The sequence below is a fragment of the Rhodopseudomonas sp. P1 genome (genome assembly GCF_039642825.1).
Lineage (GTDB): Bacteria > Pseudomonadota > Alphaproteobacteria > Rhizobiales > Xanthobacteraceae > Rhodopseudomonas > Rhodopseudomonas palustris_H.
The window spans coordinates 525427-542267 of sequence record NZ_CP088006.1; the positions used below are offsets into that span (position 1 = coordinate 525427).

Below are 16841 nucleotides of genomic sequence, written 5' to 3' on the forward strand. Positions count from 1 at the left end.
CCGAAGAACAGGTCTCTTGGCCCACGAAAAAGGCCCGGCTGGATGGCCGGGCCTTGATTGCTTCAAACCGAATGCGGCTGCTTACGCGGCCTCGTCGGTCACCGCCTCGTCGTCGGAATCGCCGTCGAGATCCGCATCGGACTCGGCTTCGGCTTCCGCCTCGGCCTTGGCGCCGCGGCGCGGGCTCTTGGCGAGCTGGCTCTCGACTTCCTTGACGGCTTCGGTCTCGGTGATGTGCTGCACCACCGCGATCTCGCGCGACAGACGATCCAGCGCGGCTTCATAGAGCTGGCGTTCGCTGTAGGACTGCTCCGGCTGCGATTCCGAGCGATACAGGTCGCGGACGACCTCGGCGATCGCAACGATGTCGCCCGAATTGATCTTGGCTTCGTATTCCTGCGCGCGGCGCGACCACATCGTTCGCTTGACGCGGGCACGGCCCTTCAGTGTCTCCAGCGCCTTCTTCACCAGCGCCGGATCGGACAGCTTGCGCATACCGACATTGCCGACCTTCGCGGTCGGCACCCGCAGCGTCATCTTGTCCTTGATGAAGTTGATGACGAACAGCTCGAGCTTGGCGCCCGCGATTTCCTGCTCCTCGATCGCCAGAATCTGGCCGACGCCGTGGGCCGGATAGACCACGAATTCGTTGGCCTTGAAGCCCTGACGCTGGGTCACGGCCTTTTTCGGCTCCTCGACGCGCGCCTGCGCCGGGGCCGCCGGCTTGGACACCGCCACCGGCTGCTTCACTTCCGGCTTTACCGCCGCCTTGGCAACGGGCGCCTTCACCTCGGTCTTGACCTCGGCCTTCACCTCCGCCTTGGGGGCAACGGCAGCCTTGGCAGGCTTCGCCGCCGGCTTGGGTGCGGCGACGGGCTTGGAGGCCGCCGGCTTGGCGGGAGTTTTCGCAGACTTGGTTGGCATTTCACTTCTTTTGATTTTCGAGGACTTGAAGGCCGGAGCTTTAGAGGCCGAAGCCTTTGCAGCAGACCCCTTTGCGGTAGCGTGTTTGGTGGCGCTCGCCTTGCTGGCGCCCGCCTTGGTCTGGGTCTTGGAAACAGAAGCCTTTGCGGCGGTCGCTTTGGCGGCTGTCCGGGTGTCCTTGACAGAAGCCTTCGAACGGCTCTTTGTGGCTCCGCGGCTGGCCGCAGATGCCGACTTGGCACCCTTTGAAGAAACACTCGTTTTACGCGTTTTCTGTGACACAGCCTGCGCGTGGAACCGCCACGCCCCTGTTCGTTGCTTTTGACGGGGAACCCTTCCCGGCCGCAAAAACGGCATGCCGGAGTTGACGAATGTGCTAAATATAGCACATTCCCCGCAAAAATCAATGATTTATGACGATTCCAGCCCATTCGGGGCGGTGCCCCGGGGCTCATCTCGTCAACAGGGTTAAGCTGGTCGGCCGGCTGAGCCGGCCTTCTCAAGACCTTCGGCTTAGTCGCCCGAACCCGGCTCCGAAGAGAAGTACTTCTCGAACTTGCCAGCCTGACCGTCAAACTCCTTGGCGTCCGCCGGAGCGTCCTTCTTCTGGGTCAGGTTCGGCCACGTCTTGGCGTATTCCGAATTCAGCTCGAGCCACTTCTCAAGGCCCGGCTCGGTATCCGGCTTGATCGCTTCCGCCGGGCATTCCGGCTCGCACACGCCGCAGTCGATGCATTCGTCCGGATGGATGACCAGCATGTTCTCGCCCTCGTAGAAACAATCCACGGGGCAGACTTCAACGCAGTCGGTGTATTTGCACTTGATGCAGTTTTCAGTGACGACGTAAGTCATCCCAACGCTCCGGAACGGTTCTAATTTTGAGTGTTTGCGTACCGCAGGAGCTCCGCAGCCGCAAGTGTCGATGCCTATTCCCGTGGCATTCCGAGATCGGCATAAAGTCCAGTAACCGACTCGGCGTCGCCGCGGCGCTCACTGAACCCAACCACCTTCAGCACCCGCACGCCACGATCCAGCGCAATCGTCAGCACGTCGCCGGTCTTGATGCCATGCCCCGGTGAGGTCTCGCGCACGCCATTGATGCGAACGTGGCCGCGTTCGACCAGAGCCGCAGCGCTGGTGCGGGCGCGCACGACGCGCGCATGCCACAGCCATTTATCGAGACGCTGACGCTCCAAGCCCGAACCACTGGCTATGCCGGCGCGCCTTAGTCCTTGCGGCCGGCGGTGAGTTGCTCCTTCAGCGCGGCGAGCTTGGCGAACGGCGAATTCGGATCCATCGGCCGGTCGCGCTCACGCGGGGCGCTGGAATGCACCTGCCGGTGCGAGCCGCCCTGGTTGTCGCGGCCACCCTTCGGCCCGCCCTGATACTTGTCCTGGAATTTGTCGCGGCCCTTGAAGCGCTCGCGCGGCGGCCGTCCTTCGCCGGAAGCCTCGCGGCGCCCGCCTTCACCTTCCTGATCGCGCCGATTGCGACGGAAATCACCCTTGCCGCGCCCTCCACCACGGTCACCCTTGGCTTCGGCCGCTTCGCCTTCAGTCGCGCCGGCAGGAGCGCCGTGCTGCGGACGATTGCGATGGCGGTTACGATCGTGACGCGGCCGATGCTCGTCGGAGCGTCCACCTGGACGCCAGACTTCAACCAGCTCCGGCTCCGCCTTGGCGGCCGGCGCTGCTTCGGCGCTGGCAGCTGCGGGCGAAGCTTCGGCTGCCGTCGCTTCGGTCGCGGCGGCTTCGCCGGCTTCAGCAGCGGGCTGCTCCGCAGTCTCGGTGTTGGTGGCTTCCGCAACCGGCTCCGCTGCAACAGCCGCAGGCTGCTCGGCGACGGGCTGTTCGTCGGCGCTCGGCGCAGCCTCGGCGGCGTCGCCGTCCGTCGGCGACGGCTCGAACGCGATTGCGCCGGCCAGAATGGCCTGATCTTCAGCCGACATTTCGGTCGTGCTCGCCGCCTCGGTCGAGGCCGGAGCCGCCGCTTCGGCAGCTTTCGGCGCCTGGGGCAACGCCGGGCGCCGCTCCATGCGGTAGCCGAGCGCTTTCAAGATCGACGCGAAGTCTTCGCCAGCCGAACCGGTCAGCGACGTCATCGCCTGGGTGACGACGAAGCTGCGGCCGTCGAACGCACCCGCCGGCTTCTCGCCGGGCGCGCCTTCACGCCACGCCAGCGCAGGGCGGATCAGGTCGGCGAGACGTTCGAGAATGTCGACGCGGACGGCGCGTTCGCCGCACAACCGGTAGCCCAGCGTGCGGTAGGCATCGCGATCCAGCGCCTTGTCGGCCGGGAACGAGGTGCGGCCACTGCCGGCGAGATGCTGCGCGCTGGACAGCGCGGCAAGGTCGACATTGTCCTGCTTCTGCGCCCACAGCAGCGAGGCAAGCGCTCGCGCCGCCGGCTTCAGCAGCGAGGGGAAGTAGATGTGGTAGGCGCCAAACCGCACACCGTATTTGCGCAAAGTCGCGCGCGACGGCTGGTCCAGATCCTTCATCTCGGCCGCGATCTTGGCGCGCTCCAGCACGCCGAGCGCCTCGATCAGCTGGAAGGCGATGCCGCGGGCAATGCCGCTGACATCCTCAGCTTTGCCGAGTTCGAACAGCGGTCCGAGGATCTTTTCGACATGGGTCTTGAGCCACAGGTCGAGACGGGTCTGCACCGCTTCGCGCGGCGCGCCGGCCAGACGGTCGTCGGCGATGATCCGCAGCCGCGGCCGCAGCACGTCGTCCGAGCCCACCAGCCGCGCGACCGCATCGCCGGTCCAGCGAATGGTCCCGTCTGAGGTCAGGATGAACTGATCGTCTGGTGCGTTCGACAACTTCTCGGCGCGCGCGTCGATTTCGCCGGCTAGCGCCTTTTGCGCCGTCGCCTGCAACGCCTTCGCATCCGAGCCGGCCTCGGCCGCGTCGGGCGCAAAGGTGAAGCCATCGAGCCGGCCAATCACGTGGCCCTCGACGATCACCTCACCAGTCTTGCCAATTTCCGTATTCAACATCGTGTTTTCCCGCAGGCGGCGCATCAATACACTGGTCCGGCGATCGACGAAACGTTCCGTGAGCCGTTCATGCAACGCATCTGACAATTTATTTTCAACGTCGCGCGAGATGCCCTGCCAGTGTTCGGGGTCGGCGAGCCAATCCGGCCGGTTGGCGACGAAGGTCCAGGTGCGGATTTGCGCAATTCTCGCGGAAAGCGTGTCGATACCGCCGTCGGTGCGATCCGCCTGATCGACCTGGGCAGCGAACCAGCTATCCGGTATCCGCCCCTTTTGCATCAAGAACCGGTATAGCGTGATCACTAGCTCGGCATGGGCCGCTGGTGCGATCTTACGGTAGTCCGGGACCTGACAGACATCCCATAGCCGCTCCACCGCGGCTTTGCCCTGCGCGATTTCGCGCACCTCAGGGTCGCGGGCAACGTGGTCGAGCACGCGGAGATCCTCGGCAACCGGGGCGCGCGTCAGCGCCTCGTGCCGGGGCGACTCCGCCAGCGACACCTGCAGCGCGCCGAGCGAGGCGAAATCCAGCTCGGCGTTGCGCCATTGCAGCATCTTCACCGGTTCAAAGCTGTGATTTTGCAACGCGTTGACCAGCTCGGGCTCGAACGGCGCGCAGCGCCCGGTGGTGCCGAAGGTGCCGTCCCGGGTGGCGCGGCCGGCGCGCCCGGCGATCTGAGCAAATTCAGGCGGGGTCAGGCGGCGAAACTGATAGCCGTCGAATTTGCGGTCGGACGCGAACGCGACGTGGTCGACATCAAGGTTCAGCCCCATGCCGATCGCATCGGTGGCGATCAGGTAATCGACGTCGCCGGACTGAAACATCGCCACTTGGGCGTTGCGGGTGCGCGGGCTCAGCGAGCCCAGCACCACCGCGGCACCGCCGTGCTGGCGCTTGATCAATTCGGCGATCGCATAGACCTCGTCGGCCGAGAACGCCACGATCGCGGTCCGTCGCGGCTGCCGGGTCAGTTTGCGGTCGCCGGCATATTCGAGCTGCGACAGCCGCGGCCGGGTGACAATGCTGGCGCCGGGCAACAGCCGCTCGATCATCGGCCGCATCGTCGCGGCGCCGAGCAGCAGCGTCTCGTCGCGGCCGCGCCGGCGCAGAATCCGGTCGGTGAAGACGTGGCCGCGCTCGAGGTCGGCCGCGATCTGGATTTCGTCGACCGCCAGAAACGAGACGTCGAGATCGCGCGGCATCGCCTCGACGGTTGAGACCCAGTAGCGCGGCTTGGAGGGTTTGATCTTCTCTTCGCCAGTGACCAGCGCCACGGCGTTGGCGCCGACCTTGTCGACGATCTTGTTATAGACCTCGCGCGCGAGCAGCCGCAGCGGCAGACCGATCAGGCCTGACGGGTGCGCGACCATCCGCTCGATCGCCAGATGCGTCTTGCCGGTGTTGGTCGGGCCTAGCACCGCGGTCACGCCGGCGCCGGGAACGCGGTCATTGGTAAACGATTCAGAGTACAGGTTGGGCATTTCGAGTGGATTTCTGCGTGGTCGCGGTCAGATCTGTGTCACATCGCGACGCCGCAGCAATCGCCGATTAAGGGCTGGAACGAGTCCGGAACGAAACGCGGCCGAATCGCTGACTCGTTCTGAGTCGGGAGTGGCTGACGCAATATGTCGTACAGGGCTCAGCCGCGCGCTCAAGATCAGGTGAAAAGACAGGCCATTATCCTCTTCGCCCGGGTGAGTTCGCCGCGGTTCATGCGTTCCGCGATTCCGACGGGAGTCAACATGATTCAACGCCGCCGATCGCAGGCAGGCGGGGCCGCGCTCTATTGCGCGCGTGACGCCGACTTCGGCGGCGTGGCCTGGGTGATGAATTGCGTTGCTTCCAGCATCGCGTTGCCGACCGGCGTCGGGATCTTCAGCCGAAAGGGCGCGAGAACGCGGGTGCCGGCAATCGGCGCCAGCCAGACTTCCATGTCGCGCTGCTTGATCAGATATTTGATCGCGGCACGATCCGGAATGTAGCCCGACACCGGGTTGAAATAGACCGCGCAGACCAGCGCCGGCCCGCGATAGCCTTTCTCGGCCTTCACCGTCTCGGTGCGCTTGTATTCCATGCGCAGGTCATAGCGCATCCGACCATCGAAAATCGGTGTCGACACCCGGCAAGAATCCGGGCTGAGCACCTCGCCGGTGCCCGGCACGCGCAGGAACGACGCCGTCATCGGATCGATCACACCACGGCGATGCGCGTCCGTCACCGGGATGCGGTCGTCGTCCGGTGGCGGCTCCGGCTCGATGCTGGACTCTTTGACGTTGCCGTTCGCGAGCGTGATGCGGATGGTTTCTGTTTTCTTACCGCCCGTGATGCTGGCCATGTAGTTGCCGGGCACCAGCTGGCCGTTGATCACCCGGCCCTGCGCTTCGCCGCGGCCGTGGCCGCTGGAAAACGCCTGCATCACGCCGGAGGTCGTCCCGGTCGCGGACGCCGAATAGAAATCATCGTCGACCTGGATCACCCAGGCGCCCTTGCCGACCTCGATTCCGGCGAGTGACGCTTCATAGCGGGCGTCGAGCTTGCCCTGAGCGGCCGCAGGAGCTGCGGTCAGCACCGCGGCGGCAGCCAGCAGCCAGCCCAGACCCGCGTACCGGGTCGCCGCGGGAATGACAGTGGCAATGTGGCGGCTGCTGATGTTCACGAACGATGTCCTGCCTGGCGCGGAGGGCGCCGTCGATGGGTCAACTCGCACCGGGCCGATTTGTTGGTGTCGGAACCGAATACGTCCTTTATATGGTGCCAGATGCTTGATGGTGCCCGCAATCCGCGTATCGCCGAGCACCTCACGGCAGTTCCCGATTCGGCATTTTCGGGTTCCGGCGCAGCCGTCGCTTGACGCTGCGCGCCAGCCCTTTTATAGGTCCGCGGTTCCTGAAAACGGACGAATGATGAAGCCCCGCGCCTGCTGGTGGGCCGGCGGGGGATGACAGAGGATTTTCGCCATGTCTCGGCGCTGCGAACTGACCGCCAAGGGTGCCCAGGTCGGCCACAAGGTCAGCCATTCGAACATCAAGACCAAGCGGCGTTTCCTGCCCAACCTGGTCAACGTCACTTTCCTGTCGGACGCACTTGGCCGCGCGGTGCGGCTGCGCGTTTCGACCAATGCGCTCAAGAGCGTCGACCACCGCGGTGGCCTCGACGCCTACCTGCTCAAGGCTCGCGACGCCGAGCTGTCGCCGAAGGCGGTGGAGCTGAAGCGCGCGATCGCCAAGAAGACGGCGGGCGCGCCGGTTGCCGCGGCGAGCTGATCGCCGCTTCGCCAGTTCAGGCCTGATTGAGATTTCGGCGGCCGGGTCGTTCGACCCGGCCGTTTTGTCGTGCGTGCTGGTCCGGATGGGCGGCCGCAGGCCCCTGCGTGGCCAGGACCGGCATTCGAGGGTGCGACATCCCGGTATCACTACCAGGAATATACCTTCGTTCGAATCACGTACTTTCCCGAGGTGACGGAGCGATCGGCCGATCGCACAACTTCTTCACGTCGGTCTGATCGCCCATTCGAGCGCATACCGCAGCATAAGCCGCCGCCGTCGCTCTTCCATGCGCGCCGGTGCGGTCGCCATCGCAGGGGCCTTCATGAAACTGTCGACCCGGCTGACCCTCGCCATGGTAGCGCTGGTTTTGGTGACCACCGCGGTCCTCGGATTTCTCAATTACCAGAACGTCGTCGATCTGGTGATGCCGCGGGCGCTGATGCGGCTTCACACCCACGCTCAGCTCAACGCGCTGCTGATCGAGACCTCACTGCAGAATACGCATGCCGATGCGGTTGGGGCGCAGTCCTCGGCGGCCTTGCGCGATTTGCTCTCAGCCCGGCGTGACAGCCTGCAAACCACCGGCGAGGAGCCGGCGAACTGGCGCAAGCGGATTGAAGCCCGTTTCATCGCCGAGCTGGTGGCCAAGCCGAGCTGTGCAATTCTGCGCGTGATCGGCCCGGAGGACGGCGGCCGCGAGCTGGTGCGGGTCGATCGGCTCGGTCCGAACAACAGCATCCGCGCCGTGCCGCAGTCCGAGCTGACCCGCCGCGGCGATCGCACGTACTTCAAGGAAGGCATGGCGTTGCCGCCCAACCGGGTGGCGATGTCGAAGGTCGAGCTGAACAAGACCGCGACCGGTCTCGAGACACCCTACGTGCCGACGGTGCGCACCATGGCGCCGATCGACGGGGCCGATGGCACGCGTCTCGGTCTCCTCGTCATCAATACCGATCTGCGCGGCCTGCTCGAGCGGATCCGCGAGAGCTCCGACGGCAGCAGCATCATCTACGTCGTCAACGCCGATGGCGATTACCTGCTGCATCCCGACCGGTCGCGTGAATTCGGCTTTGACCTCGGCAAACCAAGTCGCATTCAAGACGACTTCCCGCGGATGTCCGAACTGCTGTTTCTGCGCAAGGGTGGCGATACACCGACCCTGGTCGCGGATAGCGCCGGCGAACGCTTCGGCGCCGGGTGGGACTGGGCTGAGCTGCCGAACGGGCCGAGGCTCGCGGTGGTGGAAATGCGGCCCTACGTGTCGTTGACGTCGGTGCAAACGGCGGTGCGGAATTCCACCATCCTGGGCGGCACGGTGGCGATCCTGGTGGCGATGCTGATGGCGTTTCCGCTGGCGCGCTCGCTGACACGGCCATTGGTGCGGATCACCAATTCGATCGTGGCGTTCTCATCGAGCGGCGTGCCGGTCAAGGTGAAAACCGGCGGTGGCCACGAGATCAACATGCTGGCCGACGCTTTTACGCGGATGGCTTCAGAGTCACAGCGCAAGGCGGAGGCGTTGGCGTCCGAGGTCGAGCAGCGTTCGCGGATCGCCGAAGTACTGCAGAACACCATCGACAACATGGTCGATCCGGTACTGGTCGCCGACGCGAGCGGCATGGTGATTCTCACCAATCCGGCCGCTCGGGAAACCTTCGGCCAGCTGTCTGGCGTCGGCATGCTCAACACCACTCGATCGTTCGACCGGTTCGATGCCGACGGCAATCCGATGGCGCAGGATCAGTCGCCGCTGCTCCGCGCCTTTCGCGGCGAGACCATCATCAATTTCGAGTTCGCGGTGCAGCCGATCGGCTCGACGCGCCGCTCCTATCTGATCGCGAACGGCCGCCCGTTGCGGAATGAAACCGGCGAGATTCAGGGCGCCGTGATGGTGTACCACGACATTACCAAGACCAAGAAGGCCGAGGACGCGCTTCGTCGCAGCGAGCAGATGTCGCGCGCGATCATCGATACGGCGCTCGACGCGTTCGTGCAGCTCGACGCGCAGGGGCGGATCACCGATTGGAGCCCGCACGCCGAGTCGATGCTGGGCTGGAGCCGCGAGGAAGCGATCGGTCAGGATTTCGGCGAGCTAGCGCTCCCGCCGGATCAAACCAGAGAAATCAAGACCGGTTATCGACGCTTCATCGAAGCGATCGAACACGACATGAGCGTGATTCAGGGGCATCGCATCGAGATCGAAGCAGTCCGGCGCGATGGCTCGCCGATCGCCCTCGAAGTCTCGATGACGGCGCTGCCGGTCGAGGGGCGGTTCGTCGTCAACGTCTTCATGCGCGACCTGACCGAGAAGATCGCGTTCGAAGAGCAGCTGCGGCAATCGCAGAAGATGGAGTCGATCGGGCAGCTGACCGGCGGCATCGCCCATGACTTCAACAACATGCTGACGGTGATCACTGGCACCATCGACATCATCAGCGACGGTGTTGCCGACCAGCCGCATCTAGCGGCGATCGCCAAGCTGATCAGCGAGGCGGCCGACCGGGGGTCTGAGCTGACCCGGCTGCTGCTCGCCTTTGCGCGTAAGCAGCCGCTGCGGCCCGACGAGACCGAGGTCAACGCGCTGCTGTCGGGCTTGCAGAGCCTGCTGCGGCCGACGCTCGGCGAGCCGATCGAAGTCGAGACCGTGCTCGCGCCAGATACGTGGTCGATCTATGTCGACCGCGGCCAGCTTGAATCGGCGCTGGTCAATCTCGCGGTGAATGCACGCGACGCGATGCCGAAGGGCGGCAAGCTCACGATCGAGACCAGCAACGTCGTGGTCGATCCGGATCTCGGTAAGCGGTTCGGTGATCTGGCGCCGGGCGACTACGTGATGATCGCGATCACCGATTCCGGCTGCGGCATTCCGGAAGCGATCCGCAGCAAAGTGTTCGATCCGTTCTTCACTACCAAGGAGGTCGGCAAGGGCACCGGTCTCGGCCTCAGCATGGTGTACGGCTTCATCAAGCAGTCGGGCGGACACATCACGCTGGACAGCGAGGAGGGGCAGGGCACGACGTTCCGGCTGTATCTGCCGCGAGCTCAGATCCAGGTCGACGCCGAGGCTGCGCCGGCCATCGAGCAGAACGCGGTTGGGGGCACCGAGACGATCCTGGTGGTCGAAGACGACGCCATGGTGCGCAGCTACGTCAACGCCCAGCTCAAAAGCCTCGGCTACACCACGCTGTCGGTCGGCAACGCCGCCGCAGCCTTGTCGATCGGCGAGAGCGACACCGCATTCGACCTGCTGTTCACCGACGTGGTGATGCCCGGCCCGATGAACGGCGTGCAACTCGCGGCCGAAATGATCAAGCGTCGGCCGGGGCTCAGGGTGCTGTACACCAGCGGTTATTCGGAGAACGCGCTGATCCATAATGACCGGATCGATTCCGACGTGCTGCTGCTGTCGAAGCCATATCGGCGCAGCGATCTCGCCCGGATGATCCGCCGTGCCCTGGCGACCGCCCAGGAGGCCGAAGCGGCGCGGTCGACCGCCGCCGCCGAACCGCCCAAGCCGAGCAGGGCCGCAGCGGCACGGCCGGCCTGAACCGCGCGCAATCGCACTCAGCGGCTTTAGTCGGCTTCCAGCGTGAACTGCAGTAGCAGGGTTCGCTGCAGCATCGAGAAATTGTCGTCCGACACCATCGTCAGCACGATCGCGCCGCTGGAATCGACATGGACGTCGAGCCCTTCCATGTTGTCGATCTCGTTGCCGAGGTCGGCCTCGAAGATAGCCGGGCCATCCACGGTTGCGCCCGGGATGATCGTGTTCAGCGCGATCCGGCGAATGCGGATATGCACGCCTTCGAACCAGGAAAACTTGCGCTCCAGGATCAACAGCTCGCCGCCCGGCAGCAGCGCGGCGTCGGCGATGTCGTAGTTGGCAGTCCGGCGGACCGAGAACTGACCGGGAGATTTGCCGCCGATCAGGAAGCCGATGGTGTTGCGCTCGGCATCGAGGCCGCGCTCGGAGAGCGCGATCAGCGTGCCAGCCAGCGCGTGCGGCTTCGGTACCACCACCAGCGATTCGATGCCCTTGTTGTTGGGCAGCTTGCGCAGCGCCGGTGGCACCGCGATCGGCTGGCCACGCGCGCGGATGCCGTCGCGGCCGAAATCGAATTTGACGATCTGGTTGACGCGCTCGAAGCCCACATAGGCTGTGCCGCCGTCGAACGCGAGCGACTCGCTATCGTACCACTTACGTGCCCGCAGCGGCATGCCGTCGGGGCCGAGCAGCGGCGCTGCTTCGACGTCGGCAAGACCGCTCAGCGCCGCTCCGTCATAGGCGATGCGGCCGGTGAACCAGGTCGCCTTGTCGCTGATCGCGACGAACCGCTCGCCGCGGGGATCGAGGCGCAGTGCGGACAACCCGCCGAACCCGCGGAAGCCGGACGTCAGGATCAGGCCGCTGCGAAACTGCAGCGCACCGAATTGGCGATGGGCGCGATCGCGCAGATCGAAGTGATCGATCGGGCGAGCCCGCACCTCGATCGAACGCGGTGCCGGCGGTGTCAGCTCGTCGGCTTCGACAGGCTTGGCCTGCGACAACGCCAGGGTCGGCGCGAAACTGGCCAACGCCGCGGCGCCGCCCAGTGACAAGCCGGCCGCAAGCAACTTGCGGCGCGTCGTCGTGGCGAAGTCCGGTACGGCTGTCGCCGTGGGATCGCTCCGCTTCCCAGCCTCGCCCCGCGGAGCGTTCATCGGCTCATCTCAGCCTAAGAGCGCTCACGAGTGTAGACGACGCCGGCGCGGACCCGGCGTTGCGGCCGGGGTGGCGGTCTCGCTGAACAGTTCGGCGAGCTTCTCGGTGATGGCGCCGCCGAGCTCTTCGGCGTCGACGATGGTGACGGCGCGGCGATAGTAGCGCGTCACGTCGTGGCCGATGCCGATCGCGATCAGCTCCACCGGCGAGCGGGTCTCGATTTCCTCGATGATGTGGCGCAGATGCCGTTCGAGGTAATTGCCGGGATTGACCGACAGCGTCGAGTCGTCGACCGGAGCGCCGTCCGAGATCATCATCAGGATCTTGCGCTGCTCGGGGCGGCCGAGCAGGCGCTTGTGTGCCCAGTCGAGCGCCTCGCCGTCGATGTTTTCCTTGAGCAGCCCCTCGCGCATCATCAGCCCGAGGTTCTTGCGAGCCCGGCGCCACGGCGCGTCCGCCGACTTGTAGATGATATGGCGCAGGTCGTTGAGCCGGCCCGGATTGGCCGGCTTGCCGGCGGCAAGCCAGGCCTCGCGCGACTGCCCGCCCTTCCAGGCGCGTGTGGTGAAGCCGAGGATCTCGACCTTGACGCCGCAACGCTCCAGCGTGCGCGCCAGAATGTCGGCGCAAGTCGCCGCCACCGTGATCGGGCGGCCGCGCATCGAGCCGGAATTGTCGAGCAGCAGCGTCACCACGGTGTCGCGGAAGGTCGCTTCCTTCTCGCTCATGAACGACAGCGGATGGAACGGATCGATCACCACGCGCGACAGACGCGCCGGATCGAGAATGCCTTCTTCGAGGTCGAAGTCCCAGGCGCGGTTCTGTTGCGCCATCAGCCGGCGCTGCAGCCGGTTGGCGAGGCGCGCGACGATGCCCTGCAGATGCGCCAGCTGCTTGTCCAGATAGCTGCGCAGCCGCTCCAGCTCGTCGTGGTCGCAGAGATCTTCGGCGGCGACGATCTCGTCGAATTTCGGCGCGAAGGCGTGATACTCCGGCCCACGCGGCTCGTTGGCGCCGCGATTGTGCGGCCGGGTGGCTTCGCCCGGTGTTTCGTCCTCGCCGAGTTCGGAATCGTCGAAGGCGTCTGAGGTCGATGCCTGGGCGCTTTCCATCTGGCTGTCGCTGACCTCGTCGCTGGTCGCTTCGGCCTGCTCGGCGCTCATCTCCTGCGCGGCTTCGCCCTGCGGCTCGCCCTCGGCGCCGGACTGATCGTTCTCGCCTTCCTGCTTGTCGTCCTGGTTCTCGTCTTCGTCGGTCTCGGTGTCGCGATCGTCGCCGAGCTCGAGCGCGTCGAGCATGTCGTGGATCACGTCACCGAACTTCGCCTGGTTGTCGGCGAAGTGTTCGAGCTGATCGAGCCGCGACCCAAGCTTGTCTTCCAGCACCGGCCGCCACAGGTCGACCAGCTTCTTGGCCGCGGTGGGCGGCGCCAGCCCGGTCAGCCGCTCGCGCACCAGCATCGCCAGCGCATCCGATAGCGGCGCATCGGCACGGTCGGTGATCTCGTCGAATTTGCCGCGATGGAAATGATCGTCGAGCATCGCGGTGAGGTTCTTGGCGACGCCCGCCATCCGCCGTGCGCCGAGCGCTTCGACGCGCGCCTGCTCCACCGCTTCGAACACACCGCGGGCCTGCGGATTGCCCGGCATCAGCTTGCGATGCACTTTCGGGTCGTGACAGGCGAGCTTCAGCGCGATCGAGTCGGCGTGGCCGCGCACGATTGCGGCGTCGCGCTTGCTCATCTTGCGCGCCGGCTCGGGAAGCCGCGCCTTGCCCGGTGCGAGTCCGGGGCGCTCGGCCGCGAAAGTAACCTCCAGCTCCGGAGCCTTGGCGATCGCGCGCAGGCACGAGGTGACGGCGCGCTTGAACGGCTCGGTCGGCGCTTCCTTCGATCCGGTGCGGAGCTTTGTGTTGGTCGTGGTGCTCATAGCGCTTTCATGAACCAGTGCCGCGTCACATCGTCAGGATAACCGTCGATGACGCCGAACTTTTTATAACCGGAGGTCGAATAGAAGCCTGGAGCCTGAAAGCTCATCGTGTCGAGATATGACCTCGTGGCTCCAAACTTCCGTGCTTCGTCCTCGATTGCCGCGAGCAACTTTCTGCCGTGTCGTTTGCCCCGGTAGGCCTGCTCGATCCAGAAGTACTGGATGAACAGTACCGTCGACCACATCTCGCCGACGACGCCTCCGACGATTTGCTCTCCGTTTCGCAGTGAGACGGCGAAGCGCTTGTACTTCTGCCGTCCCCACTGCTCTTTGTTGTAGGCCTTCAGTCCGTCGAGAACCGCCTTCTTGGTCTTGCCATAAGTGCGGTCGACGGAAACTGAAGGCATGGGATCAGCTCATCGCGATGTTGACCGAGCTCTCGGGCAGCTCGGCGTTGAAGCAGCGCTGATAGAATTCCGCCACCAGCGGCCGCTCCAGCTCGTCACACTTGTTGAGGAAGGTGACGCGGAACGCGAAGCCGATGTCGCCGAAGATCTCGGCGTTCTCCGACCAGGTGATCACCGTGCGCGGGCTCATCACCGTCGACAGATCGCCGTTGGCGAAGGCGTTACGCGTCAGATCGGCGAGCCGGACCATCTTGTTGACGATGTCGCGCCCTTCGGCATTGCGATAGTGCTTGGCCTTGGCGAGGATGATCTCGACTTCCTCGTCGTGCGGCAGATAGTTCAGCGTGGTGACGATCGACCAGCGGTCCATCTGGCCCTGGTTGATCTGCTGCGTGCCGTGATACAGGCCCGAAGTGTCGCCGAGGCCGATGGTGTTGGCGGTGGCGAACAGCCGGAAGGCAGGGTGCGGCTTGATGACCTTGTTCTGGTCGAGCAGCGTCAGCCGGCCGGAAATCTCCAGCACGCGCTGGATCACGAACATCACGTCGGGACGGCCGGCATCGTATTCGTCGAACACCAGCGCGACGTTGTGCTGCAGCGCCCAGGGCAGGATGCCGTCGCGGAATTCGGTGACCTGCTTGCCGTCGCGGACCACGATCGCGTCCTTGCCGACCAGATCGATACGGCTGATGTGACTATCGAGGTTGACGCGCACGCACGGCCAATTGAGACGCGCCGCGACCTGCTCGATGTGGGTCGACTTGCCGGTGCCGTGGAAGCCGGTGACCATCACACGCCGGTTCTTGGCGAAGCCTGCCAGAATCGCCAGGGTGGTGGCGCGATCGAAACGGTAATCCGGATCAACATCCGGGACGTGGGGGTCGACCTCGGAATAGGCCGGAACTTCAAGGTCGCTGTCGATGCCGAAGACCTGCCGGACCGACACCTTCATGTCGGGTAAGCCAGTGATCTCCGGAGCGGTGGTCGTAGCGGCGGTCATCAATCCTCCGTGGTCCCGGACGCGCCCGAAACCCGATCTTCGTTGGTGGATGCGGTTGAGTGCGGAATTGAACCTAGCAGAGAGCCGCGATCCGCAGAAGCCCGCCGCGCGATCAAAGTTCCGTCGATGTTTCATTGAGATAGGAGCGTGACGCGGTTTTGTGAAGGCTGTGTTGCGGATTCGGTGGGCGATGCCGAATCGGCGTGCAACTTTTCGGCAGGGCAGGGGTCGTAAGCTGTCGCAACTGCCTGTCCATCTCGTTGGAGCCCCACCGCCTTGAGTTCACTGCTCGACTCGCTGGTCCATTTTGCCGCGTCGCATCCCGGCCTCGCCTATCTGACGCTGTTTCTGGCGGCGCTGCTCGAAGCCGTGCCGGTGGTGGGATCGCTGGTGCCGGGCTCGACCGTGATCCTGGCGCTGAGCGCGCTGATTCCCGGTGGCGAACTGAGTCTCATAGGCGTTCTCGCCTCGGCGATCGCCGGCGCGCTGATCGGCGACGGTGCGGCGTATTGGACCGGCCATCGTGGGCAGCGCCGCATTTTGAGCACGTGGCCGCTGTCGAACTATCCGGACGTGGTGGCGAAGCCCGAAGCGTTCTTCGTGCGTTACGGCACCTGGGCGGTGCTGTTCGGCCGGTTCGTACCGCCGATCCGTGCCTTCGTGCCGGTCACCGCCGGCGCAATGCAGATGACGCCGCAGCGGTTCTTTGCCGTCGATGTCCCGGCGATCCTGCTGTGGGCCCCGGCGCATGTGCTGCCGGGCGTGATCGCCGCCACCGCGCTCGAGCGCAGCCACACGACGCTGCACCACTGGCTGCCGGTGCTCGCCGGCGTTGCCGGAACGCTGTTGCTGGGGCTATGGGCGTATCGGCGCTGGAAGGGCACGCCGGCTTAGCTTCAATCAAGGTCAACGACGCAGGCGTCATTCGCCAGCGACGGGCAGGTGCCGCCGAGAGCGTTCAGCTCCGCACCACCGTCTTCAGATAGTTGTAGGCCTTGATGATCTCGATCAGGCGGTCTTCGGTCGAGCGGTCGCCGCCATTGGCGTCGGGATGATGCTGCTTCACCAGCGCCTTGTACTTGGCCTTGACCACTTCGAGCGTCGCGTCGCTCTCGAGGCCCATCACCTGCAGCGCCTTGCGCTCGGCGTTGAACACCTTGCGCGGCTCGGCGCGCGCCTCGTCGGCCGGGTCGGGCCCGCGACGCCGGCGGCGGCTGCCGGTGAATTCGTTGAAAACATTGAACGGATCGGCGGCGCCTTCGAGATCCTCGGGACTGCGGGCGCGGCTCTTGGCGCCGTTCTGTCCCATCTTCCAGGTCGGACGATGACCGGTCAGCGCGTCCTTCTGATAGCGGGCGACGTCATCCGGATTCATCCCTTCGAAGAAGTTATAACCCTGATTGAATTCGCGGACGTGGTTGAGACAGAAGTGCCAGTAATCCTTCTCGTAGCCGCGGCCCTTCGGCGCACGGTGCGCCGCGCGGCTGGTACAGCCGGGCGCGTCGCACATCCGCACCTGTTCGCGCGCGGCTTCACGCGCCACTTCCGCGGCCCGCGGCTTGACGCGGATCTTGTCGAAGAATTTGGACGAGTCGATTGGCATGGGCGGACT

Annotated in this window: 13 protein-coding genes; 3 read left to right on the plus strand and 10 right to left on the minus strand. The window is 65.1% G+C overall.

The genetic code is table 11. The annotated features are described in order from the left end of the window. Positions 1-81 precede the first annotated feature (81 nt). From LRC39_RS02485 to LRC39_RS02505, 5 genes are all read right to left on the minus strand, one after another. Entirely contained in the window at positions 82-1206 is a 1125-nt protein-coding gene (locus LRC39_RS02485; protein WP_430624917.1) for a CarD family transcriptional regulator, read from the minus strand. A 231-nt stretch (positions 1207-1437) separates the two neighbouring features. Then, the gene (gene fdxA, locus LRC39_RS02490) at positions 1438-1776 is read right to left on the minus strand and encodes a ferredoxin FdxA (protein ID WP_164573739.1); all 339 of its coding nucleotides are present in this window, start codon (positions 1774-1776) and stop codon (positions 1438-1440) included. A 74-nt stretch (positions 1777-1850) separates the two neighbouring features. Next, positions 1851-2120, minus strand: a complete 270-nt coding sequence (locus tag LRC39_RS02495) for an RNA-binding S4 domain-containing protein (RefSeq protein ID WP_264075312.1) — start codon at positions 2118-2120, stop codon at positions 1851-1853. A 29-nt stretch (positions 2121-2149) separates the two neighbouring features. Continuing rightward, complete coding sequence (locus LRC39_RS02500; RefSeq protein ID WP_346296228.1) at positions 2150-5407, minus strand: helicase-related protein; 3258 nt, start codon at positions 5405-5407, stop codon at positions 2150-2152. A 302-nt stretch (positions 5408-5709) separates the two neighbouring features. Continuing rightward, on the minus strand, positions 5710-6582 hold the full coding sequence (locus tag LRC39_RS02505) for a DUF3108 domain-containing protein (RefSeq protein ID WP_430624918.1): 873 nt from the start codon (positions 6580-6582) through the stop codon (positions 5710-5712). Positions 6583-6883: 301 nt separating this feature from the next. Here LRC39_RS02505 and rpmB point away from each other — a divergent pair, with 301 nt between their 5' ends. Beyond that, positions 6884-7189 (plus strand): 50S ribosomal protein L28, encoded by a 306-nt coding sequence (gene rpmB / locus LRC39_RS02510; RefSeq protein WP_107342708.1) that lies wholly within the window; start codon positions 6884-6886, stop codon positions 7187-7189. 325 nt (positions 7190-7514) lie between these two features. Then, positions 7515-10739 (plus strand): PAS domain S-box protein, encoded by a 3225-nt coding sequence (locus tag LRC39_RS02515; RefSeq protein ID WP_346296229.1) that lies wholly within the window; start codon positions 7515-7517, stop codon positions 10737-10739. Positions 10740-10765: 26 nt separating this feature from the next. Here the strand turns inward: LRC39_RS02515 and LRC39_RS02520 are convergent, their stop codons facing one another. Genes LRC39_RS02520 through cobS form a run of 4 tightly spaced genes read right to left on the minus strand, consistent with a single transcriptional unit; the run spans position 10766 to position 15229 of the window. Next, on the minus strand, positions 10766-11893 hold the full coding sequence (locus LRC39_RS02520) for an esterase-like activity of phytase family protein (RefSeq protein ID WP_346296230.1): 1128 nt from the start codon (positions 11891-11893) through the stop codon (positions 10766-10768). A gap of 24 nt (positions 11894-11917) precedes the next feature. Then, a complete protein-coding gene (cobT, locus tag LRC39_RS02525) occupies positions 11918-13822 on the minus strand; it encodes a cobaltochelatase subunit CobT (RefSeq protein ID WP_264054062.1) in 1905 nt (634 codons plus the stop codon). Next, positions 13819-14229 (minus strand): GNAT family N-acetyltransferase, encoded by a 411-nt coding sequence (locus LRC39_RS02530; protein WP_264054063.1) that lies wholly within the window; start codon positions 14227-14229, stop codon positions 13819-13821. The genes cobT and LRC39_RS02530 overlap by 4 nt, the downstream gene beginning before the upstream one ends. Before the next feature lie 4 nt (positions 14230-14233). After that, positions 14234-15229 carry a cobaltochelatase subunit CobS gene (gene cobS / locus LRC39_RS02535; protein WP_107342711.1) on the minus strand — a complete coding sequence of 332 codons (996 nt, stop codon included), beginning with the start codon at positions 15227-15229 and terminating at the stop codon, positions 14234-14236. Positions 15230-15505: 276 nt separating this feature from the next. Between cobS and LRC39_RS02540 the strand changes: the two genes are divergently transcribed. Further along, positions 15506-16123 carry a DedA family protein gene (locus LRC39_RS02540; protein WP_346296231.1) on the plus strand — a complete coding sequence of 206 codons (618 nt, stop codon included), beginning with the start codon at positions 15506-15508 and terminating at the stop codon, positions 16121-16123. Between the two features lie 64 nt (positions 16124-16187). On the opposite strand, the gene LRC39_RS02545 is transcribed toward LRC39_RS02540, so the two are convergent. Continuing rightward, complete coding sequence (locus LRC39_RS02545) at positions 16188-16832, minus strand: J domain-containing protein (protein WP_107354031.1); 645 nt, start codon at positions 16830-16832, stop codon at positions 16188-16190. Between the last annotated feature and the right edge of the window lie 9 nt (positions 16833-16841).